Origin of the sequence: Thermobacillus composti KWC4 (assembly GCF_000227705.2) — a bacterium.
GTDB classification, from domain to species: domain Bacteria; phylum Bacillota; class Bacilli; order Paenibacillales; family Paenibacillaceae; genus Thermobacillus; species Thermobacillus xylanilyticus.
Genome location: NC_019897.1, coordinates 526,269 through 545,103 on the forward strand (window position 1 = coordinate 526,269; position 18,835 = coordinate 545,103).

Annotated in this window: 21 protein-coding genes; 10 read left to right on the forward strand and 11 right to left on the reverse strand. The window is 63.9% G+C overall.

Going from position 1 to position 18,835, the window contains the following annotated elements; genetic code table 11:
- Positions 1–69: 69 nt before the first annotated feature.
- Positions 70–501 (forward strand): DUF2203 domain-containing protein, encoded by a 432-nt coding sequence (locus THECO_RS02445; protein ID WP_015253480.1) that lies wholly within the window; start codon positions 70–72, stop codon positions 499–501.
- Here THECO_RS02445 and THECO_RS02450 read toward each other — a convergent pair whose 3' ends face one another.
- The 5 genes from THECO_RS02450 to THECO_RS02470 form a co-directional block, all read right to left on the reverse strand.
- Positions 502–1,101, reverse strand: a complete 600-nt coding sequence (locus THECO_RS02450) for an ATP-dependent Clp protease proteolytic subunit (RefSeq protein WP_083883335.1) — start codon at positions 1,099–1,101, stop codon at positions 502–504.
- Between the two features lie 215 nt (positions 1,102–1,316).
- A complete protein-coding gene (locus THECO_RS02455; protein WP_015253482.1) occupies positions 1,317–1,937 on the reverse strand; it encodes a hypothetical protein in 621 nt (206 codons plus the stop codon).
- A gap of 100 nt (positions 1,938–2,037) precedes the next feature.
- On the reverse strand, positions 2,038–2,541 hold the full coding sequence (locus THECO_RS02460) for a hypothetical protein (RefSeq protein ID WP_015253483.1): 504 nt from the start codon (positions 2,539–2,541) through the stop codon (positions 2,038–2,040).
- 173 nt (positions 2,542–2,714) lie between these two features.
- On the reverse strand, positions 2,715–3,359 hold the full coding sequence (locus THECO_RS02465; protein ID WP_015253484.1) for a hypothetical protein: 645 nt from the start codon (positions 3,357–3,359) through the stop codon (positions 2,715–2,717).
- Between the two features lie 91 nt (positions 3,360–3,450).
- Positions 3,451–4,224 (reverse strand): SDR family NAD(P)-dependent oxidoreductase, encoded by a 774-nt coding sequence (locus THECO_RS02470; RefSeq protein ID WP_015253485.1) that lies wholly within the window; start codon positions 4,222–4,224, stop codon positions 3,451–3,453.
- A 250-nt stretch (positions 4,225–4,474) separates the two neighbouring features.
- Here THECO_RS02470 and THECO_RS02475 point away from each other — a divergent pair, with 250 nt between their 5' ends.
- On the forward strand, positions 4,475–5,008 hold the full coding sequence (locus THECO_RS02475) for a YceI family protein (RefSeq protein ID WP_015253486.1): 534 nt from the start codon (positions 4,475–4,477) through the stop codon (positions 5,006–5,008).
- A gap of 147 nt (positions 5,009–5,155) precedes the next feature.
- A complete protein-coding gene (locus THECO_RS02480; RefSeq protein WP_015253487.1) occupies positions 5,156–6,022 on the forward strand; it encodes a carbon-nitrogen hydrolase family protein in 867 nt (288 codons plus the stop codon).
- Here THECO_RS02480 and THECO_RS20930 read toward each other — a convergent pair.
- Positions 5,919–6,320 carry an AraC family ligand binding domain-containing protein gene (locus THECO_RS20930; protein ID WP_086010520.1) on the reverse strand — a complete coding sequence of 134 codons (402 nt, stop codon included), beginning with the start codon at positions 6,318–6,320 and terminating at the stop codon, positions 5,919–5,921. The genes THECO_RS02480 and THECO_RS20930 overlap by 104 nt on opposite strands.
- A gap of 188 nt (positions 6,321–6,508) precedes the next feature.
- Between THECO_RS20930 and THECO_RS02490 the strand changes: the two genes are divergently transcribed.
- The 3 genes from THECO_RS02490 to THECO_RS02500 are packed head-to-tail and all read left to right on the forward strand — an operon-like array spanning position 6,509 to position 9,538.
- Complete coding sequence (locus THECO_RS02490; RefSeq protein WP_015253488.1) at positions 6,509–7,645, forward strand: Gfo/Idh/MocA family protein; 1,137 nt, start codon at positions 6,509–6,511, stop codon at positions 7,643–7,645.
- A 16-nt stretch (positions 7,646–7,661) separates the two neighbouring features.
- On the forward strand, positions 7,662–8,735 hold the full coding sequence (locus tag THECO_RS02495) for a Gfo/Idh/MocA family protein (RefSeq protein WP_015253489.1): 1,074 nt from the start codon (positions 7,662–7,664) through the stop codon (positions 8,733–8,735).
- 32 nt (positions 8,736–8,767) lie between these two features.
- On the forward strand, positions 8,768–9,538 hold the full coding sequence (locus tag THECO_RS02500; protein WP_015253490.1) for a sugar phosphate isomerase/epimerase family protein: 771 nt from the start codon (positions 8,768–8,770) through the stop codon (positions 9,536–9,538).
- A gap of 50 nt (positions 9,539–9,588) precedes the next feature.
- Here THECO_RS02500 and THECO_RS02505 read toward each other — a convergent pair whose 3' ends face one another.
- From THECO_RS02505 to kduI, 4 genes are read right to left on the reverse strand one after another with little or no spacing between them, the layout of a single operon-like run.
- On the reverse strand, positions 9,589–10,254 hold the full coding sequence (locus THECO_RS02505) for a bifunctional 2-keto-4-hydroxyglutarate aldolase/2-keto-3-deoxy-6-phosphogluconate aldolase (protein WP_015253491.1): 666 nt from the start codon (positions 10,252–10,254) through the stop codon (positions 9,589–9,591).
- Positions 10,255–10,276: 22 nt separating this feature from the next.
- Positions 10,277–11,032, reverse strand: coding sequence for a 2-dehydro-3-deoxy-D-gluconate 5-dehydrogenase KduD (gene kduD / locus THECO_RS02510; RefSeq protein WP_015253492.1), 756 nt, complete (start codon positions 11,030–11,032; stop codon positions 10,277–10,279).
- Positions 11,029–11,853 (reverse strand): DeoR/GlpR family DNA-binding transcription regulator, encoded by an 825-nt coding sequence (locus THECO_RS02515; protein ID WP_015253493.1) that lies wholly within the window; start codon positions 11,851–11,853, stop codon positions 11,029–11,031. The genes kduD and THECO_RS02515 overlap by 4 nt, the downstream gene beginning before the upstream one ends.
- A 6-nt stretch (positions 11,854–11,859) precedes the next feature.
- The gene (kduI, locus tag THECO_RS02520) at positions 11,860–12,693 is read right to left on the reverse strand and encodes a 5-dehydro-4-deoxy-D-glucuronate isomerase (RefSeq protein ID WP_015253494.1); all 834 of its coding nucleotides are present in this window, start codon (positions 12,691–12,693) and stop codon (positions 11,860–11,862) included.
- A 326-nt stretch (positions 12,694–13,019) separates the two neighbouring features.
- Between kduI and THECO_RS02525 the strand changes: the two genes are divergently transcribed.
- The 4 genes from THECO_RS02525 to abc-f all read left to right on the forward strand — a co-directional run bounded on the left by THECO_RS02525 (position 13,020) and on the right by abc-f (position 17,749).
- Positions 13,020–13,463, forward strand: coding sequence for a universal stress protein (locus THECO_RS02525; RefSeq protein WP_015253495.1), 444 nt, complete (start codon positions 13,020–13,022; stop codon positions 13,461–13,463).
- Positions 13,464–13,542: 79 nt separating this feature from the next.
- Entirely contained in the window at positions 13,543–15,033 is a 1,491-nt protein-coding gene (glpK, locus tag THECO_RS02530; protein WP_015253496.1) for a glycerol kinase GlpK, read from the forward strand.
- A 170-nt stretch (positions 15,034–15,203) separates the two neighbouring features.
- A complete protein-coding gene (locus THECO_RS02535) occupies positions 15,204–15,725 on the forward strand; it encodes a hypothetical protein (RefSeq protein ID WP_015253497.1) in 522 nt (173 codons plus the stop codon).
- A 371-nt stretch (positions 15,726–16,096) separates the two neighbouring features.
- Complete coding sequence (abc-f, locus tag THECO_RS02540; RefSeq protein WP_015253498.1) at positions 16,097–17,749, forward strand: ribosomal protection-like ABC-F family protein; 1,653 nt, start codon at positions 16,097–16,099, stop codon at positions 17,747–17,749.
- Here the strand turns inward: abc-f and THECO_RS02545 are convergent.
- Entirely contained in the window at positions 17,714–18,757 is a 1,044-nt protein-coding gene (locus THECO_RS02545) for a hypothetical protein (protein ID WP_015253499.1), read from the reverse strand. The genes abc-f and THECO_RS02545 overlap by 36 nt on opposite strands.
- Between the last annotated feature and the right edge of the window lie 78 nt (positions 18,758–18,835).

Consider the following 18,835-nt stretch of genomic DNA (forward strand, 5'->3'; position numbering starts at 1 on the left):
CTTGAGGCAGGATTTCGGCGGGCCGGAGTGGAAGAAGTGGGTAGCGATTCGGGAAGGGAGGCGCATGCCGTGGACGTCCGCTTGTTCACTTTGGCGGAAGCGAACGCGTTGCTGCCGGAATTGAAAATTCAGCTGGCCCGGCTGCAGGCGTTGGTCCGCGAGCTCGAACACCGCCTGGAAGCTCTGCACCTCAAGAAAAAGGAATACAGAAAGCGAAAGCATGCGGGAAGCGGCGGACGGCCGGAATACGGCACGGAAGATCCGTTCTTCCTGGACGAAAGCCGGATTGAATTTCTGCGCATGGAAGCGGAACTGATCATCGGCAATTTCAAGCGGAACGGCGTGCTGCTCAAGTCGGTGTTCCCCGGGCTGCTCGATTTTCCTTCCGTCGTGGATGGCAAGCAGGTGCTGATCTGCTGGAAGGAAGGCGAGGAGCGGGCGACCTGCTACCACGGCTGGCATGACGGATACCAGGGCCGCAGGCCGCACCCGGACGCGTGATTACATCGTCGTGATGACCTTGTCGATGATCCCGTACGCCTTCGCTTCTTCGGCGGACATGTGCGTGTCGCGGTCCATGTCCCGTTCGATCCGCTCGATCGGCTGGCCGGTCCGTTCGGATGCGATGCGATAGATGCGCGAGCGGGTTTCCATGAACCGCTTCGCGGTGATCGCGATGTCGCTGGTCTGCCTCTGCGCGCCGCCGTGCGGCTGGTGGATCATGATCTCGCTGTTCGGCAGCGCGAAGCGGTAGCCGGGTTCTCCGCCCATCAGCAGCATGGCGGCGAAGGACGCGGCGAAACCGACGCAGATCGTATGCACTTTCGGCTTCACGATCTGCATCGTATCATAGATGGCGAACCCCGCCGTCACCGATCCGCCCGGACCGTTGATGTAGAAATAGATGTCCTGATCCGGCGCTTCGGCGGAAAGGAACAGCAGCTGCGCCACGATCGTGTTCGCGATCTGATCGTCGATGGCGCTGCCGAGCATGATGATCCGGTCCTTGAGCAGGCGGGAATAAATGTCGTACGATCGCTCCCCGCGGTTGGTCTGTTCCACCACTATCGGCACATATGGCATGGCGTTATCCTCCTTCATGCATGCTTTTGTTTCGACTGATAAACGAACAAGGAGGGCCGAAGGGTACGCGTATCTTTTCGGGGAGCATAATCGTTTATATGCGGGGATGCTCAAAGGATTCAAATCCGGCGCGCTCGGCAGCCATCCGAATCCGAAAGCGCTGCTGATGCGTCTGGCTTCGTGATAGACGAAGGCCGTCCGGAACGGAATGTCCGAGCGGCCTTTCTGCATCCTTATTGCCCGGTTGCGGGCATGGCTTTCAAGGCAGGCGCGGGTTCGCGACCGTCGCCGTAATCCGCGGGAGCGCCCGGGACGGTGCCTGCCGCCGAATCGGATCCGTTGACGGCGGCGCGCTTCGAGACGGGCGTGTCCGGATCGACGCCGCCTCCCTGATTGGAGGCGTTTCTGTCCGGCGCGGTCTGTCCGGGATCGGTCGGCTCAGGGAGAGTCCTGACGGCTCCCGGCGTATTCTCCGTCTTCGGCGCAGGTTCGATGATCGGCAGAATGGTCATCGTGCCGTCTCCACCATCGCCGCTCTCACCGGCTGCCGGATCATCCGGCTGCGGTTCGGACGGATCGACCGGCGCCGGCAGGTCGACCGGTTGATCGCCGGCGCCATTGCAGGCATTCGTCGACGGTTCGGCTCCCTGCCCGTCGACGGCCCCATCTTCGTCTTCCGGCAACGGATTGTCCGCCGGAGCATTCGTTCCTCCGGTTCCCGGCTTTCCTTCGTCCTGCACGGCCGGTTCCGGCGCGCTGTTGTTCTGATCCTGCGAATTGTCTGCGTTGCACCCGATGGTCGCGGCCAGGGCAAAAGCGGTTGCGGCCGCCGTGATGATCCGCCATGTCTTCATATGGCATCCCTCCGTTATCTGGTCTCATCCCCAGGACGTTCCAGGATACGGAAAGGTTGCAACCCGCAGGCAAATTTCCCAGTGACAAACTCGGCGGCGGTTACGGCGTGCTTTTGCGGGCGGCGAGCAGGAACGCGCCGGCCAGAATAAAAACGATCGCAAGAAAAGGCTGTCCGAGCGCCAGTTTGCCGAGCAGATTGCTGATCGAGAAAGCGACGAAGAAGATGAGCGACGCTCCCGCGAGTATGTTGATCGGGATGAGCAGCGCTTTGTTCCGTCCGCTGAACCAGTAGAGTTCGAACAGCCCGACGGCAACCGCCAGAATGAAGCCGGGCCACAGATACGACCAGCCGTCGGTCAGCGTCGCGATCTGACAGACGATGCCGGTCGTCGTGACGATGCCGGCGGGCACGAGCACGCCGACGGCGCTGCGTCCGAACACGCCGAAATACAGCCAGTGAAGCAGAATGCCGACCGGTATGACGAACAGCGTCGGCCAGAAGTACGCGAAGACCGAACCGGTGCTGATGTTTTCATCCCGCATGAAAAACAGATAAGCTCCGAGCAGAATCAGCGCAATGCCTGCGATGGCTCTTCCTTTCATTCCACTATGCTCTCCTTCGGTCAGGTTGTTGGAACCAGAATAGCACACCGGAAGGACGGTCGTCCTCATGCTGCGGCATATGTTCTTCCTGGACTCCGGTCCAGGGGAAGGAACGCAAAAAAAATCGCGGCCGAAACGCATCATCGGCCGCGGGTGTGTGTCTATGCGGGGCTTCAGGAATTGCCGGGTTTCCGGACGGGATGCTTCATCCGGACGAACTGACGCAATTCTTCGGTCAGACTGTCCTTCAGTTTCTCGATCAGCCGGTCTTCGGAAATCCCCTTGGACTTCGCGATTTCGCCGATCGATTGGCCTTCGGCAAGCCTGGACTTGAGCTCATCCTTCGACATGCCGAGCACGGATGCGATCTTGTGCATCATGAACAGATGGCCGGGATGACGGTGAAGCGGGCGCAGGATGTCGCGCGAGTCCACGGCCGCTTCGATGTGCGCCTGAAGACCGCTCTTGATCTCCCGGGCGCGCGCGGCGGTCAGCCTGCCTTCGGCGACCCGCGCGTCGATGCGCTTCGCCGCGGCCTCCGACAGCCTGCGGATCAGTTCGTCCTTCCCGATGCCCTTCTTCGCCGCGATTTCGGCGAGCGTCTTGCCTTCCTTCAGTTCCCGCCGGAGTTCATCCCGGTTGAGCTTCAGAATATCCGCCGCTGCGGAAAGGATGCCCGCATGCACATAGCCCGAAGCCTGGGCTTTGTCCGCAGCCCGCCCCTTGTCCGGATGCGCGGCCGCCGTCTGGGCGGCAAACAGGAGAACCGCCGCCAGACCCGCGGCGAGCGCCGCATGGATCAAAAATTTTCGTCTCATAGGCCAGCTCCTTTGCTGTCATGGTTGGCGTTCCCTGTTAGTATTGGCAATTCGGACCGGGATTATTGCGGGCGGCAGCGGCGGTTGTCCGTCAGAGCAGCATGTTCGCCCCGTCGAGCCGGATGGCCGCGCCGGACAGATATTCCGTTTCATCCGATGCGATGTAGCAGACGAGGCTGGCGACATCCTTCGGCAAGCCGACCCGCCCGAGCGGGAATTTCTTGCGGAACCGGATCTCGTGTGCCTTGCGCTCCTCTTCGGTCATCTCGACCTGCTTCGGCGCCGTTCGTGCGACCAGCACGGCGCCCGGCTCGATGACGTTGACGGTAATGCCGTATTGCGCCAGCTCGATGGCAGCCTCCCGGGCGAGCATCTTGATGCCGCCCTTCGTCATCGCGTAGACGGGGTCGAAGTCGGACGGCCGCTTGCCGTGAACGGACGAGATCAGAATGACGCGCCCGTTCGGCCGCGATTTCATGTAAGGCAGGGCGGACTGGATGCATTGCCAGTATCCCTTCAGATTGACGTTGAACACCCGGTCGAACTCTTCCGGCGTGTAGTCGAGCAGATCGCGGTTAAGCTGCAAGGCCGCGTTGTTCACGAGGATATCGATGCCGCCGTAACGGTCGGCGACCGCCGCCGTCATGCGATCGATTTCTTCCTTGTTTGAGACGTTGCCCTGCACGATGAAAGCATCGCCGCCGAAGGCCTCGATCCGCCGAAGCGTCTCCTTCGCGCCGTCCGCGCTGGAGTTGTAGTGAATCGCCACTTTGGCGCCCCGCTCGGCAAGCGCGACGGCAATGCCTTGCCCGATGCCGGTGCCGGCGCCGGTCACGAGCGCGATTCTTCCGGCCAGATTGTTCATGGGGGAACCCCTCCTCGAAGCCGCATGGCTATGCTTGTCTTGAATGCCCTTCCATTATACCGCCAGGCTTAAGCGGCGTCGATGAACGGATTTGACATGAAGTTGTCGGCATTTGATGCGGCGCCCCGCCGATGGAGCCGCAGAGCCGGCAGAAACAGTTGACATCCGGGTTGACGGACGCTATGATAGCTGTAGTAGAAAAGTAAGTATATATTATTTTGTAAGTAAATGTCGAAGGGAGCAAGAAACGATGGCCAAAACGAAATGGGCGGTCGACACGATGCATAGCAGCATCGACTTTTCGATCCGCCACATGATGATTGCGAAGGTGAAGGGATCGTTCAACCAGTTTGAAGCCTCCATCGAGGCGGACCCGAACGATCTGACGACGGCGGACATCGCGTTCAGCGTGGACGTCGCCAGCGTCGACACGCGCAATGCCGACCGCGACGCGCATCTGCGCTCCGCCGATTTCTTCGATGTCGAGAACCATCCGAAGATGACGTTCAAGGCGACGAAGATCGAGAGGACCGGCGACGGCGAGTACGAAGTGACGGGCGACCTCACGATCCGCGGCGTCACCCGCTCCGAGACGTTCAAGGTGACGTTCGAAGGCGCCGGCAAAGATCCGTGGGGCAACTACAAGGCCGGCTTCAGCGCCGAAGGCACGATCAAGCGTAGCGACTACGGCCTGACGTGGAACGCGGCGCTCGAGACCGGCGGCGTGCTGGTCGGCGACGAGGTGAAGATCCATCTCGAGATCGAAGCGGCCGAGCAAGCCTGACGGGAATCATAGTTTTCGAAAACAGGGAAGGACCGGTACCGCCTGGGAGGCGGCCGGTCCTTTTATGATGCGCCGGATGCTTGCTTCATCGGCAGGCGGCCTGCATAATGGGAGCATGGAATGGCGAGGAGCATGGAGGACAAGCGCATGAAAAACGGAAAATTCCGCGTCTCCGCCGTGCAATACCGGCTGCAGACGATTGATTCATTCGACGCGTTCGCCGCGCAGTCGACGCATTATGTCCGCGCCGCGCAGGAGTTCGGGGCGGACTTCGTGCTGTTTCCCGAGTTTTTCACGACGCAGCTGCTTTCGATCGGCGACGGTACAGGCCGGGCGCTGCCGATCGGCCGGCTGCCGGAGTTCACGGACCGCTACCGCGAGCTGTTCGCCGGGCTGGCGAGGGAGACGGGGATGCACATCATCGCCGGTACCCACGTCATCGAGCGGGGCGGGAAGCTGTACAACACCGCCCATCTGTTCATGCCGGACGGCCGGGTGTTCGAGCAGCCGAAGCTGCATCTGACGCCGACCGAAGTGAGGGAATGGAATCTGGCGCCGGGCGAGGATCTGAAGGTGTTCGAGACGGATCACGGCACGATCGCGCTGTTGACGTGCTACGATATCGAGTTCCCGGAAATTGTGCGGATGGCGAAGGCGAGGGGGGCGGACGTCATTTTCTGTCCGTCCTGCACGGACGACCGCCACGGCTTCTTCCGCGTCCGCTATACAAGCCATGCGCGGGCGGTCGAAAATCAGGTGTACGTCGTGCTGACCGGCACGGTCGGTTCGCTGCCGACGGTTGATTTCATGCGGCTCAACTACGGTCAGGCCGCGATCATCACGCCGAACGACATTCCGTTCCCGCCGCGCGGCATTCTGGCCGAAGGCGAAATCGGCGAGGACATGGTGATCACCGCCGATCTCGACCTGCGGCTGCTCGAAGAAGTGCGCGAGAGCGGCTCCGTGACGACGTGGCGCGACCGGCGGACCGATCTGTATCCGGACTGGCGTTAGGTCGGAATGGAAGCGGCGGGCGCAGCAGTTCGGCGGCGAACGCCGGATCGAAATGGACGATCGTCCGCAAATACGGCAGGCGGCGATTGATGATCGGCGCATGCAGCGTCATGCCGTGCATGATGATGAGATCGCCGGGGGCGAGCTCGAACATGCGCCCGCCGATCAGATAGGTGCAGCCGCCGCCGTGGAAATAGTAAATCTCATATTCCGGATGCGCATGGAACCGGCCTGTCGGGTATTGATCCTGATTGAACGATGCGTCGATCGGCAGTCCGAATTGGTCGCGCAGGGTCATCGAAAACTCCTCCTTGCTGCCAAGTGTACCACAACGGCAGCTGCCGGGCGGGAGTTTTTTTATCGAGAAAAAAGTCAATCAGGATCAAATGCGGCCGCAAAACGGTTACTGTCGTGAAAGTGCTGACATATCCAAGATGTTAGGATGGGGGCGGAGAACACCAATACCGAAAGTCAGGAGTGGAAGCAATGCTGCGCATCGGAGTGATCGGGCTCGGCAACATGGGCACCTCGCATGCGGATGTGCTGGCGCGCGGCGAAGTGGCAGGCGGCGTGCTGGCTGCGGTATGCGATGCCCGGCCGGAGCGGCTGGAATGGGCGCGTGAGCAGTACGGCGATCAAGTGAAAGGTTTCGGCGACGCGGAACAGATGATGGCCTCCGGAGAGATCGACGGCGTGGTGATTGCGACGCCGCATTACGATCATCCGCCGCTGGCGATCCGCGCGTTCGCACACGGGCTGCACGTGCTGATTGAAAAGCCGGCGGGCGTCTATACGAAACAGGTGCGCGAGATGAACGAAGCGGCGGCTTCGGCGGGCACCGTTTTCGCGATCATGTACAATCAGCGGACGAATCCGCTCTACCGCAAGCTGCGCGATCTGGTCGAAAGCGGCGAGCTCGGCGAGATCCGGCGGACGAACTGGATCATTACGGACTGGTACCGTCCCCAGAGCTACTATGATTCCGGAAGCTGGCGCGCGACATGGGAAGGCGAAGGCGGCGGCGTGCTCATCAACCAGTGCCCGCACCAGCTCGATCTGTGGCATTGGACGACGCTGCTCAAGCCGAAAAGAATGCGCGCGTTCTGCCGCTTCGGCAAATACCGGAACATCGAGGTCGAGGACGAAGTCACGGCTTATGTCGAGTACGAAAACGGCGGCACCGGCGTGTTCATCGCGACGACGGCCGAGGCGCCGGGCACGAACCGGTTCGAGGTGACCGGCACGCGGGGCAAGATCGTCATCGAGGACGGCAAGATGTCGTTCTGGCGGCTGCGCGTGTCCGAACCGGAGTTCAACGCGTCGTACCGCGGCCTGTTCGGCAAGCCGGAGTGCTGGAAGGTGGAGATTCCGGTCGAGCCCGGCAGCGGACCCCAGCACAAGGGCATCCTGCAGAACTGGACGGACGCGGTGCTCAAGGGGACGCCGCTGCTCGCGCCGGGCGAAGACGGCATCCACGGCCTGATGCTGTCCAATGCGATGCTGCTGTCGACCTGGACGGACGACTGGGTCGAGATGCCGATTGACGAGGACCGGTTCCATGTGGAGCTGATGGCGCGGATCGACGAATCGCGGCAGCGCAGGACGCAGGGCGCGAAGGCTTGAGAGAGGAGCGGAGACCATGAAGGGAGACGGCATGAACTACGCGCCGCAGGGAAGGCCCAGCCCGGTCGTGAAGCCGGGCGAGTTCGTGTTCGCGGCGATGGATCTGGAGCACGGCCACATCTACGGCATGTGCAACGGGCTGATTGAAGCGGGCGGAACGCTCAAATGGGTGTACGATGACGATCCGGCGAAGGTCGAGCGGTTCGTGAAGACGTATCCGGGTGTGAAAGTTGCGCCCTCGGCGGACGCGATTCTGCAGGACCCGGAAGTGATGCTGGTCGCCGCCGCCGGCGTCACGTGCGAGCGCGGGCCGCTCGGCGTGAAGGTGATGCGGCACGGCAAGGACTATTTCGTCGACAAGGCGCCGTTCACGACGCTGGAGCAGCTGGAGGAGGCAAGGCGGACCTGCGCCGAGACGGGGCGGAAGTACGCCGTCTATTACAGCGAGCGGCTGCATGTGGAGAGCGCCGTCCACGCGGGCGACCTGATCGAATCGGGCGCCATCGGGCGGGTCGTGCAGGTGCTCGGACTCGGGCCCCACAGATTGAATGCGGCTTCGCGGCCGAAGTGGTTTTTTGAACGGGAGAAATACGGCGGCATCCTGTGCGACATCGGCAGCCACCAGGTCGAGCAGTTTCTGTTCTACGCCGGCTGCAAGGACGCGAAGGTGCTGCACAGCAAGGTCGGCAACTACCGCAATCCCGAGTACCCCGAGCTCGAGGACTTCGGCGATGCGACGCTGCTCGGCGACAATGGAGCGACGAACTATTTCCGCGTCGACTGGCTGACGCCGGACGGCCTCGGCACGTGGGGCGACGGGCGGACGGTCATCCTCGGCACGGATGGCTACATCGAGCTGCGCAAATACATCGACATCGCCCGGTCGCCGGAAGGCGGGCATCTGTACCTGGTGAACGGGGAAGGCGAGTTCTACATGGACTGCCGCGGCAAGGTCGGCTATCCGTATTTCGGCCGGCTCATCCTCGACTGCCTGAACCGGACGGAGCACGCGATGACGCAGGCGCACGCGTTCAAGGCGGCGGAGCTCTGCCTGATCGCGCAGGCGCGGGCCGAGCGGGTGTACGGATAAAAAGGGTTCGGCGCGAAAGGCGGGACACACGCGTGAAGAAGGAGCAGATTGCGGCGCAGCTGTACACGCTGCGCGAGTTCACGAAGACGGCGGAAGATCTTGACTTGACGCTGCAGCGCGTCGCCGAAATCGGGTACACGGCGGTGCAGGTGTCGGCCATCGGGCCGATCGATCCGCGCGAGGTGAAGGCTTCGGCCGACCGGCACGGGCTGTCGATCTGTGCGACGCATGTGCCGTACGCGCGTCTTCTCGGCGACCTGGACGCGGTCATCGCGGAGCACAAGCTGTGGAATTGCCGGTACGTCGGGCTCGGCATGATTCCGCGGCATTACGCCGAAGCCGGGCGCGAAGGGTACGAGGCGTTCATCCGCGAAATGTCGGAGCCGGCGCGGAAGCTGCGCGACGCCGGGCTGCAGTTCGTCTACCACAACCACAAGCTGGAGTTCGAGAAATACGGCGGCCGCACGGCGATGGACCTGCTGCTGGCGGAGACGGACCCGCTTGATTTCCATTTCGAACTGGACACGTACTGGGCGCAGGCAGGCGGCGCCGATCCGGCGGCCTGGATCCGCAAGCTGGACGGCCGGATGAAGGTCGTGCACCTGAAGGACATGGCCATCTACGAGGACGAACAGCATTTCGCCGAGCTCGGCGAAGGCAACATGAACTGGGATGCGATTCTGGACGCCTGCCGCGCAGTCGGCATGGAATGGTACATCGTCGAGCAGGACGTCTGCCGGCGCGATCCGTTCGAAAGCCTTGCGGTCAGCTGGAAGTACCTTGCAGCGCGGGCGGATCGGTGAGCGATGAAAAAAGGCGGTTCGGCATGCAGCCGGACCGCCTTTTTTGCCGGTTATTCCGCCTTCGCCTTGCGGAAGGCGTCCATGTACGCGCGCGCCTTGTCTGTGATCAGGTCGTAGTTGCCGGTCTTGACGGCATCCTTCGTCAGATCGCCGCCGATGCCGACCGCGAACGCGCCGGATTTGATCCATTCGCCGAGGTTGGACAGCGAGACGCCGCCGGTCGGCATGATGTTGGCCTGCGGCAGCGGCCCCTTGAGCGTCGGGATGATGGACGGGCTGAACATGCTGCCCGGGAACAGCTTGACGACGTCGACGCCGAGCTCGAGCGCCTTCGTGATGTCGGCGATGGTGACCGCGCCGGGCATGACGGGAACGCGATACCGGTTGCACAGCCGGATCGTCGCTTCGTCGACGCTCGGCGAGACGACGAATTCGGCGCCGGCGAGAATCGCCGCGCGCGCCGTCTCGCTGTCGAGCACGGTGCCGACGCCGATGATCGCATAGTTCGCAGCCGCCGGGTCGCCGCTCTGATATTTCTTCGCAAGCGCGGTGATCGCTTCAAGCGCATACGGCACGGTCATCGTGATCTCGATCGCGCGGATGCCGCCTTCGATCGACTTCTCCGCCATCCGCACGACATCCTCGGGCGATTCGCCGCGCAGGACGGCGACGACGCCCGCCTCGTGCAGCCGGCCGATCAACTGAAGTTTCTTCATCGGGACAAGGCTCCTTTCGGTTCTAACGCGCCATCCAGCCGCCGTCCACGCAGAGGATATGCCCGTGCACATAGTCGGACGCGCGCGAAGCCAGGAAGACGACCGGCCCTTTCAGGTCGTCCGGCACGCCCCAGCGACCGGCAGGGATGCGTTCGGAAATGCTGTGATAGCGCTGCTCGTCCGCGCGGATCGGCGCCGTGTTGTTCGTCTCCATGTAGCCCGGCGCGATGGCGTTGACGTTGACGCCTTTGCCCGCCCACTCGTTGGCGAGCGCTTTCGTCAGCCCCGCCACGCCGTGCTTGCTGGCCGTATAACCCGGCACGTTGATGCCGCCCTGGAACGAGAGCATGGAGGCAATGTTAATGATTTTGCCATAGCCATTCTCTATCATATGCTTTCCGGCGAGCTGGGACAAGAAGAAGACGGCGTTTAAGTTGAGCGCGATCACGTCGTTCCAGTCCTGGCGCGAATGGTCCGCCGCGGGGGTGCGGCGGATGATGCCGGCGTTGTTGACGAGAATGTCGATCCGGCCGAACGTCTCGACGGCCTGCCGCCAGGCCCGTTCCGCTTCTTCCGGACGGCTCAGATCCGCGGGGATGTCTTCCGCCCGGCCGCCGAAACCGCGGATGATGCCGGCCGTCTCGGCGCTGCCCGAGCTGGACACCAGGGCGACGGATGCGCCGGCTTCCGCCAGGGCGATCGCCATCGCCCGCCCGAGTCCGCCGGAAGTGCCGGTAACAAACGCATGGCGTCCCGTCAGGTCGAACCAATCTTTCATTCGGAAATTCCCTCGCTTTCTTGTCCTTGTTCCGATCCGGAAGCGGAAGCTTCGCGCGATCCGCCCGGCGCCTTGACAATCCGGGCGCCGGCCGCCGCATAGCGCGCCGCCGTCTCCGCGTCCAGGCCGCTGTCGACGATGAGCTGGTCGACGTCCGCAAGCGCGGCGAAGGTGCGCAGCGCGATACGGCCGAATTTGTGCCGGTCGGCCAGCATGTAGCGGTGCATCGCCGTCTCGATCAGCGCGCGCTTGAACTCGACCAGTTCGCCGGTGTAGATGGAGAATCCGTAGGTTTCGTGCACGCCCGTCGCGGTCAGAAACGCTTTCCGCAGATTGAGGCCGCGCACGAACCGCACCGCTTCCGGACCGGCCAGCATGTTCCGCACGCGGCTGCCGCCGGGAACGACGAGCCGGATCTCCGGCTTGAACGCCAGCTCGCCGATGATGTACACGTCGTTCGTGACGACCGTAAGCGGTTCGTTCGGCAGCCGGCGGGCCAGCTCCAGCGTCGTCGAGCCGCCGTCGAGGGCGATCGTGTCGCCCGGCTCGATCAGCTCGAGCGCTGCGGCGGCGATCTCCGCCTTCTCCGCGAGATGGCGCGTGACCGGCCCGCGCTCGGGCAGAATGCCGAACTGCTCGCGCTGCGCGAGCATCGCGCCGCCGCGGACGCGGACGAGCAGCCCGCGCTCCTCCAGCTTCGCCAGATCTTCGCGGATCGTCTTGCCCGTCACCTGCAGCCGCTCGCTCAGCTCCGCGACGGTCACTTCGCGATGCGCGAGCAGTTGCTCCATGATGGCTTCATGCCGTTTCAGCACATTCATGACGGATCAGCGCAGCTCCTGCATGGCGACGGGATCCATGTCGTCGAACGCCTGGTTCTCGCCCGCCATGCCCCAGATGAACGTGTAGCTGGCCGTGCCGACGCCGCTGTGGATCGACCAGCTCGGCGAAATGACCGCCTGCTCGTTGCGGACGACGATGTGGCGCGTCTCCTGCGGCTCGCCCATGAAGTGGAAGACGACGCCGCTGTCCGGCATGTCGAAGTAGAAGTACACTTCCGACCGCCGGTTGTGCGTATGGCAGGGCATCGTGTTCCACATGCTGCCCGGCTTCAGCAGCGTCATGCCCATCACGAGCTGGCAGCTCTTGATGCCGCCTTCATGAATGTACTGGTAGATCGTCCGTTCGTTTGACTGTTCGAGACTGCCGAGATGGCGAGGCGTCGCTTCGCTGATTGCCGCTTTCACCGTCGGGTAGGTCTGGTGGGCGGGACACGAGTTGAAATAGAACTTCGCCGGCGCGTCGGCGCGGTCGCTCGCGAAGATGACGTCCTTCGCGCCGCGGCCGATGTACAGGCAGTCTTTCGGCTCCATCGCATAGACCGTGCCGTCCACCGTCACCGTGCCGCTGCCGCCGATGTTGATGATGCCGATTTCCCGCCGTTCGAGGAACGTGGCCGCGCCGATCTCCTTCGGGTCGGCCTCCAGCTTGACCGGAGAGCCGGCCGGCTGGACGCCGCCGACGATGAAGCGGTCCACGTGCGAGTAGGTCAGCACGATCTCGCCGGGCTTGAACAGCGTTTCAATGAGAAAATGTTCCCTGAGCGCCGTCGTATCGTACTTCCTGGCTTCCTGCGGATGGACCGCGTAACGGATCTCCATCGTGCACTCTCTCCTTTTCACGTTCATTTTGGTTCAAATGATTCCACTAAAGTTCATTTTATATCGGCGTGGGGAAAATCGCAATCGCGGATTGCCGGTTTCCATCCCTTTTTGACCATATCCCCTTCGCTCAACCCGATGCGTGACGCGTCATCGGCAACATGCGTTTTCGGCGGCATCTTCCAGGCGCACGCTCCGCCAACGAAATCAGCCGGTTGATCACCTGCCGTAACCTGCAGCACCCGCAAATCATCAATGCCAACCGGACCGGCGCCAAGATATTATAGGAATAAAGGAGTCCAGCGGGATGCGGAGGAGGTACGCTTATGCTCTATCGGCATATTCTGGCGGCCTACGACGGCTCGGAACAGGCGAGGCATGCGCTGCGCGAGGCGGTGCGCATCGCGGACGCCGGGGGCGGAACGAAGTTGACGGTGCTGCATGTCGCGCCGGTGCCGGCCGGATTCGCCGGCGACATGCTGTTCACGCCGGCCGTGAGTCCCGAGGATGAACTGCAGCGCGCGTCCAAGTTGTTGAAAGAGGCGGAGGAAGCCGCGCGCGGTATCGTCCGGTTCAAGGCGGAGCTGGCGTACGGCGCGCCGGGACCGGTCATTCTGGAATACGCCCGGGCGTACGGCTGCGATCTGATTGTGCTCGGCAGCCGCGGACTCGGCAAGCTGCGGGAGATGCTGCTCGGCAGCGTCAGCCATCATGTCGTGCAGCACGCCACCGTGCCCGTGCTGATCGTCAAGAAGGCCGGGCGTCGTTGACAGCCCGGGCCGGCGGCGGCTATAGTGTTTACAGCGCTTACAATCAGAAACGAGCAGACGAGTGCGGGGAGTGAGAAACATGGGCGGCCCTTACTTGCTTGCCATTGACCAGGGGACAACGAGCTCGCGGGCGATCCTTTTCGATGCGGAAGGCCATATCGCGGCCAAGGCCCAGCAGGAGATCCGGCAGCATTATCCGCAGCCGGGCTGGGTCGAGCACGATGCCGAGGAGATCTGGATCTCCGTTCACAGCGTTGTGGCCACGGCGATTGCGCAGGCCGGCATCCAGCCTGACCAGATCAGCGCCATCGGCATTACGAACCAGCGGGAGACGACGGTCGTCTGGGACCGCAAGACCGGTCGTCCCATCCATCATGCGGTCGTCTGGCAGTCCCGCCAGACGGAGGACATCTGCGAACGGCTGCGCGCGGAAGGCGCCGAGCCGCTCATCCGGGAGCGGACCGGGCTGCTCATCGACCCGTATTTCTCGGGCACGAAAATCCGCTGGCTGCTCGACCATGTGGACGGCGCGCGGGAGCGGGCGGAGCGGGGCGAGCTGCTGTTCGGCACGATCGACTCCTGGCTCATCTGGAAGCTGACGGACGGCGCTCTCCACGTCACCGACGTGACGAACGCGTCGCGGACGCTGCTCTTCAACATTCACAAGCTGGAATGGGACGAAGAGCTGCTGCGGCTCATCGGTGTGCCGGCCGCGATGCTGCCGGAAGTGCGGCCGTCATCGGAGGTGTACGGCCGCACGTCGCCGAATGCGTTCTTCGGCTGCGAAGTGCCGATCGCCGGGGCGGCGGGCGACCAGCACGCGGCGCTGTTCGGGCAGGGATGCTTCGAGCCCGGCATGGCGAAGAACACGTACGGGACCGGCTGCTTCATGCTGATGAATACCGGCGAGAAGGCGATTCCGTCGAAGCACGGCCTGCTCACAACGATCGCCTGGGGCGCGGGAGGACGGGTCGAGTACGCGCTGGAAGGTAGCGTGTTCGTCGCCGGTTCCGCGATCCAGTGGCTGCGCGACGGCCTGCGCATCATCAAGGCGGCGCCCGATTCGGAGGCGTATGCGGGCCGGGTCGAATCGAGCGAGGGCGTCTATGTCGTGCCGGCGTTCGTCGGACTCGGCACGCCGTATTGGAACAGCAGCGTGCGCGGCGCCGTTTTCGGCTTGACGCGGGGCACGTCGAAGGAGCATTTCATCCGGGCGGTGCTGGAGTCGATCGCCTACCAGTCGAAGGATGTGCTGGACGCGATGGAGGAGGACGCGGGCGTCCGGTTGAAGGCGCTCCGCGTCGACGGCGGCGCGGCGATGAACGATCTGCTCATGCAGTTCCAGGCCGACCTGCTGGGCACGCCCGTCGAGCGGCCGGTGCACTACGAGACGACAGCGCTCGGCGCGGCGTACCTGGCCGGACTCGGCGCCGGCGTATTCGGCGGCCGGGAGGAGATCGCCGCGCAATGGCGGCTTGACAAGCGGTTCGAGCCCGCGATGGAAGCCGCGGAGCGCGACCGGCTGTATGCCGGGTGGCAGCGCGCGGTGCGGGCGGCGATGGCGTTTTGAGGTGAGGCGCCGGCTTCGGGGATCGGATGCGGACATCGGATCGGGTGCCGCATTCGGTCACTTTCGCTTATTCAGGGCATCTTTTCAAGGATTGTGACACTTTTCACAGCATTGCCTCTCCGGTTCCGTTACCCTCGAAGTGAACACGATGCACAATCGGAGGGGTGGACGTGAAGCCGCACGCGCATGGCATTATCGACGATCTGAACGCCGTACTCGGGCATCCGTTGTACCCGCTGGGCGATGCGATGCAGAGGCTGCAGGAAGAGCGCAGCCTGCTCATGGAAGAGTGGAACGAACTGGCCGTCCTGTCCCGATCGATCTTGAGACACCGGAATTCCCGTTTTCACGAAGACGAGATCCGCTGGCTGATGGAGAAAGCCGGCGATTTCCGCGAAGACCTGCGCGAACATGCCGCCTGGACAGAGAAGCAGCTCGGTCCGTTGCTGGAGCAGGCGCTGGAGGCCGCTGCCAGCCTGCTCGATGATTTGCACGCGGCGATCCGGCTGGCGGAGAACCGGCTGGACCGGTACTTGGCCGGCCTTGCGAACGCGGCGTCCGAGCCGGAGCGCGGGCGCGAAATTCCGGATCAGCTGCTGCAAGCCGGGCGGGCTTTCGACGCCTTGTTCCGTCTGGAAGAACGGCTCCTGGATGATCTGTGGGAACGCACGGGGTCGGACGGCACGGGTTGATTCACGCGGTATTTTTCGCTACAATCAGGACAACACGATACGGAAAGGGTGACCATTGGTCCGATGCGCAACTGAGATCCTGACGAATGGAGACGCATGAAGAACGAACGGCGGACGCCGTCCATGACGGCTTGTTCCGTGTTGCCCGCGGGCGCCTTGCAGGCGCCGGATACGGCTTGTTCGTTCGCAGTTTCCGGACAGGATCTTGCGCTTGCCGCGGCACAGCTTCCGCCGCATGGACCTTGGGTCGCGCCTTCATACGGGATGGATACGCCCGCCCTCCGCTGCAGCCGTGCGGCGGCAGCGGCGCGTGTGCCTTTCGCATGACGCAAGCCTCCTGTCCACATAGATGGATACGGGAGGTTTTTTTCATGACGATGTTGTTTGAAGCGTCACAGGTGGAAATGTTCATCGGCGACAGGCGGCTGTTCCGCGCCGAACAGCTGCGCATCTCATCCGGTGAGCGGATCGGCCTTGTCGGCATGAACGGCACGGGCAAGACGACGCTGCTCCGGATGATTGCCGGCGAAGTGAAGCCGGATGCCGGGGCGGTCCGGATCGCGGGTTCGCGGGCAGTCATTCCGCAGCTGAAGCCGGACGAAGGGACGCTGAGCGGCGGAGAGACGACGGCGCTCTGCATGGAGCGGGCGCTGGCCGAACGCGCCGCGCTGCTGCTCGCCGACGAGCCGACCATGCATCTCGACGCCGACCATATCCGCAGGCTGGAAAAGGCGCTCCTCGCATACGAGGGCGCGTTCGTCGTCGTGTCCCACGACCGGGAGTTTCTCGATCGCGTCTGCACGCGCATCTGGGCGATCGAGGACGGCGCCGTGTCGAGTTACAGCGGGAATTACTCGTTCTATCGGCAAATGCGCGAGCTGGAGCGGCGGCGGCATTGGGAAAAATACGAATCCTACGTGGACAAAAGGCGACAGCTCGAAGCGGCCATTCAGCAGAAAGCGCAGAAGGCGGCGCGCCTGGAGAAGGCGCCGCGCAACCTGAGCCCGTCGGAAGCGCGGATGGGCAAGGATCATTACGGCTCCGTGCAGAAGAGCATCCATCAATCCATCAAGGCGATCAAGACGCGCATTGTCAAGCTCGAGCGGGTCGACAAGCCGCGGGAGCCGGAGCGGGTGCGGATGGACATCCCGGAAGCGGCGCGCCTCGGCAGCCGGATGATCATCCGCGTGGACGGGCTCGAAGCCCGCGCCGCCGGACGGCTGCTCTGGCGCGACGTCCGGTTCGGACTGCCCGCGGGCAGCAAGACCGCGCTGCTCGGTCCGAACGGGTCGGGCAAGACGACGCTGCTGAAGCGCATCCTGGAGGGCGGCGAAGGCGTGACGATCGCCCCGGCGGCGAAAATCGGATACTTCAGCCAGAACCTGGACATTCTGCGTCCGGACCGCACCGTCTTCGACAACGTCTCCGACGGGGCGGCGCAGCCGCCGGAAGTGGTGCGCGCCGTGCTGGCCCGGCTGCTGTTCAAGCGCGACGACGTCCACAAGCCGGTCGGCGTGCTGAGCGGCGGCGAACGCGTCCGGACGGCGCTGGCGAAGCTGATCGTCGGCGACGTGAATGTAATGGTGCTGGATGAACCGACGAATTTTCTCGACATTCCGTCGATCGAGGCGCTCGAATCGCTGCTGGCCGACTATGCGGGCACGGTGCTGTTCGTCACGCACGACCGGCGTTTCGCCGACCGGACGGCGGACCGCATTCTGGAGATCCGGGACGGCCGGGTGCACGTGTTCGAGGGCGGCTGGCGGGAATATGAGGAGCACAAGGCGCGCATGGCGGAGTCCGGGGATGCGGCGCTGGAGGAAGCGTTGATGACGGTGGAGACGAAGAGGGACGGGCTCGACATTTCCCGGGAAATGGTGTCGACATGCGAAGCGGCCGGTCAGGACGGGGACCTGACCGGCCGCTTGTTTGCATGCCGGCATGAAAAATCCCGGCGGCCGCTCCGGAATCGGCCCCCGGGATCAGGATTACGCGTGCTGCCGGCCGAACAGCCGCGTCCATAAAGAAGGCTTCTTGCGCACGCGGTGCCGCTCGGAACGCGGAATCGTAATGGATGGCATGTCCGCTGCCGGCTGCCGCTGCGAAGTTTGCGGCGGCGCGCCCGCCGGGGCGTCCGGCGGCTGCGCGGTCACCGGACCGCGATGGCCGGAGGCCGCGGACTCCGCGGACGGATCCGGCGCTGCGGCGGCTGCTTCGGCGCCGGCAGGCCGCGGCGTATCCGCGGAGGCGTCCCGCGCTTGCGGGCCGGCATCTGCGGTTCCGGACGCGCCCGGTTCCGGGGCGGACGACGCCGGCCCGGCTTCTGCGTCCCCGCCGGACGCGCCGCCCCCGGACAGGTCCGGCGCCCGCGGCGGGTGGGCCGGGTTCGCCCGGTAATCGGCGGAAGCATTCGCCGCAATCTCATCGGCGATTCGCGCCGCTTCGCGCAGCTCGTGCAGCAGATGCTCGATCGGTACTTCGTGCTGCTCGTGCGCCGGCGGCCGCTGACGCTTGAAGAGGGCGGCGGGCGCGGGCTTCGCATCCGCACGCTCGGTCTGGGGATCCGAATCCGCAACGCCGGACTCGGTGTCGCGCCCGGCCGCCAGCATGACGGCGGCGTTGCCGATCGCCCGTTCGACGCCGGCCCAGATCGCAAATCCGAACGCCGCCCGGTCTTCCGCGGCGGCGGATTGACCCGCTCCGCGGCCGCCGGCTTCTTCCCTCCCTGTCGGCAATTCCGGCATGGCAAGCCGAGACTCCGTGATGCGATCTCCGATAAGGGCGGACTCCCGCCGGGCGCCGGCATCCGGCTCGGCCAGCCGGTCCACCAGGCTCGACAGCCTGTCTACCCGCATTTCCAGTTTCAGATGCTCTTCCCTGAGCGCTTCGATCAAACTGTGCAAATGGCGCAGCGTAAGCCTCGGGCGCGCCGCCTTTTCTTCCGCCGTGTCCGCCGGCCGGTCGACCCGCGCTTCCCTCGTTCCGCCGTGAGCTGCGGACCGTACGGCGTCCGCTTCCATCGTGCTTCGCATGACATTACGCCTCCTTGCATCGTTTGTGACGGCGTTCCGGTTGACGGAACGGCCTGTCTTCATCTTATTACGCCGCGG

Bases quoted from the DNA above. Each gene is read 5' to 3' on its own strand.
- THECO_RS02450 (WP_083883335.1), bottom strand. From the start codon at position 1,101: ATGAAGGAGGATAACGCCATGCCATATGTGCCGATAGTGGTGGAACAG.
- THECO_RS02455 (WP_015253482.1), bottom strand. From the start codon at position 1,937: ATGAAGACATGGCGGATCATCACGGCGGCCGCAACCGCTTTTGCCCTG.
- THECO_RS02460 (WP_015253483.1), bottom strand. From the start codon at position 2,541: ATGAAAGGAAGAGCCATCGCAGGCATTGCGCTGATTCTGCTCGGAGCT.
- THECO_RS02465 (WP_015253484.1), bottom strand. From the start codon at position 3,359: ATGAGACGAAAATTTTTGATCCATGCGGCGCTCGCCGCGGGTCTGGCG.
- THECO_RS02470 (WP_015253485.1), bottom strand. From the start codon at position 4,224: ATGAACAATCTGGCCGGAAGAATCGCGCTCGTGACCGGCGCCGGCACC.
- THECO_RS02475 (WP_015253486.1), top strand. From the start codon at position 4,475: ATGGCCAAAACGAAATGGGCGGTCGACACGATGCATAGCAGCATCGAC.
- THECO_RS02480 (WP_015253487.1), top strand. From the start codon at position 5,156: ATGAAAAACGGAAAATTCCGCGTCTCCGCCGTGCAATACCGGCTGCAG.
- THECO_RS20930 (WP_086010520.1), bottom strand. From the start codon at position 6,320: ATGACCCTGCGCGACCAATTCGGACTGCCGATCGACGCATCGTTCAAT.
- THECO_RS02490 (WP_015253488.1), top strand. From the start codon at position 6,509: ATGCTGCGCATCGGAGTGATCGGGCTCGGCAACATGGGCACCTCGCAT.
- THECO_RS02495 (WP_015253489.1), top strand. From the start codon at position 7,662: ATGAAGGGAGACGGCATGAACTACGCGCCGCAGGGAAGGCCCAGCCCG.
- THECO_RS02505 (WP_015253491.1), bottom strand. From the start codon at position 10,254: ATGAAGAAACTTCAGTTGATCGGCCGGCTGCACGAGGCGGGCGTCGTC.
- kduD (WP_015253492.1), bottom strand. From the start codon at position 11,032: ATGAAAGATTGGTTCGACCTGACGGGACGCCATGCGTTTGTTACCGGC.
- THECO_RS02515 (WP_015253493.1), bottom strand. From the start codon at position 11,853: ATGAATGTGCTGAAACGGCATGAAGCCATCATGGAGCAACTGCTCGCG.
- kduI (WP_015253494.1), bottom strand. From the start codon at position 12,693: ATGGAGATCCGTTACGCGGTCCATCCGCAGGAAGCCAGGAAGTACGAT.
- THECO_RS02525 (WP_015253495.1), top strand. From the start codon at position 13,020: ATGCTCTATCGGCATATTCTGGCGGCCTACGACGGCTCGGAACAGGCG.
- glpK (WP_015253496.1), top strand. From the start codon at position 13,543: ATGGGCGGCCCTTACTTGCTTGCCATTGACCAGGGGACAACGAGCTCG.
- abc-f (WP_015253498.1), top strand. From the start codon at position 16,097: ATGACGATGTTGTTTGAAGCGTCACAGGTGGAAATGTTCATCGGCGAC.
- THECO_RS02545 (WP_015253499.1), bottom strand. From the start codon at position 18,757: ATGCGAAGCACGATGGAAGCGGACGCCGTACGGTCCGCAGCTCACGGC.